Source organism: Achromobacter maghribensis, assembly GCF_057334215.1.
The window spans coordinates 91,481-93,195 of record NZ_JBHFII010000044.1 but is presented as its reverse complement, the minus strand read 5'-3'; the positions used below and the strand labels follow the sequence as shown (position 1 = coordinate 93,195).

The following is a 1,715-nucleotide window of genomic DNA, read 5'->3' as shown; positions in this document are numbered from 1 at the left end:
GTTCGACACCGAACACGGCCCGATGGCCGTCATATTGGTCGGCGCGATGATCGTTGCGTCCATCGAAACGGTCTGGGCCGGGCTGGTCACGCCTTACAAGCGCCGCGTCAAATCCGTGCGCTACGACGATGTGGCGCGCGCGCCGATCCACCTTGAGAAAGGCGCCGAAATGGGCCGCTTCAAGCTCGGCTCCACCGCCATTGTGCTGTTCGGCCCGAACAAGATCCGCTGGGCCGACACCCCGTCGGTGCTGGGCCCCGTCCGCATGGGCGAACTGCTGGCGTTGCCGGTCGGCGCCTGAAGCGAAGGCGTCAACCGCTGCGGGCGACTTCTCAATTTCGATTTTTTCGAAATTGCGATTCAATATTTATTCGCTTTATGCGATAAAGCGGCATTGCTAGATTACGGGTTTTTATCGGCCCGCCATGACAACCACCGCCCTGCCCGCTGCCGCGCCCGACCGCGACGCCCTTAGCCAGCCCCTGCCACGCGCGCTTGCACGCCTGCTGTCACTGGACGACTTCGAAGCGGCGGCGCGGCGGCGACTGCCCCGGCCCATCTTCGGTTACGTCGCGGGCGCCGCCGAAGACAATCAATCCCTGCAGGACAACCGGCGCGCCTTCAGCGAATACGCATTCATGCCGCGCGTGCTGGTGGATGTGTCCCGGCGCACGCAGCAAACCGAACTGTTCGGCCGTCGATACGCCTCCCCGTTCGGCATTGCCCCAATGGGCATCAGCGCGTTGTCGGCGTACCGCGGCGACGTCGTGCTTGCCCGCGCGGCCCTGCAGCAGAATATCCCGGCCATCCTGAGCGGCACCTCGCTCATACCGCTGGAGGACGTCATCCGCGAAGCCCCGGGCACGTGGTTCCAGGCGTATCTGCCTGGCGACCCCGCGAAGATCGACGCTCTGGTCACGCGGGCTTGCCGTGCGGGCTATGAAACGCTGGTGCTGACCGTGGACATCCCCGTTTCGGCGAACCGCGAGAACAATGTGCGCACCGGCTTCTCGACGCCGCTCAAGCCCAGCCTGCGCATGGCCTGGGACGGGCTGACCCGGCCGCGATGGCTGGCTGGCACCTTCTTGCGCACGCTGATGGCGCATGGTATGCCGCACTTCGAAAATTCTTTCGCCACGCGCGGCGCGCCGATTGTGTCCGCTTCCGTACTGCGCGACTTCACGGCCCGCGACCATCTCAACTGGGAACACGTGGCGCGCATCCGCCGGCAATGGCCCGGAACCCTGATCATCAAAGGCATCCTGCATCCCCAGGACGCAGCGATGGCCCGCCAACAGGGCGCCGACGGCGTCATCGTATCCAACCACGGCGGCCGCCAGCTGGACGGCGCGATCTCGCCGCTGCGCGCGTTGCCCGGCGTGGTTGCCGCGGCCGGCGACATGACGGTCATGATGGACAGCGGCGTGCGCCGAGGCGGCGACGTACTGAAGGCGCTGGCGTTGGGCGCCCGCTTCGTTTTCGTGGGGCGCCCCTTCAACTACGCCGCCGCCGTGGCGGGACAGGCGGGTGTCGCCCACGCCATCGGCCTGCTGCGCGCCGAAGTCGACCGCAACATGGCGATGCTGGGCATCAATAACGTGAGCGAGATGAACGCCAGCCTGCTATGGCGTGAGGGTCCCGCCAGGGACTGAAAAAACAGGGGCGAACCCCGCCGCCCGGCGGCATAGAATGGCGGTTCCTTCGCCACCCGCGCG

Annotated in this window: 2 protein-coding genes; both read left to right on the top strand. The window is 66.5% G+C overall.

Annotated elements, in window-relative coordinates; genetic code table 11:
• The coding region (locus ACE039_RS18380; protein ID WP_485822986.1) for a phosphatidylserine decarboxylase at positions 1-301 on the top strand (301 nt) is incomplete at its 5' end.
• Positions 302-425: 124 nt separating this feature from the next.
• On the top strand, positions 426-1,652 hold the full coding sequence (locus ACE039_RS18375; RefSeq protein ID WP_485822985.1) for an alpha-hydroxy acid oxidase: 1,227 nt from the start codon (positions 426-428) through the stop codon (positions 1,650-1,652).
• The last annotated feature ends 63 nt before the right edge of the window (positions 1,653-1,715 follow it).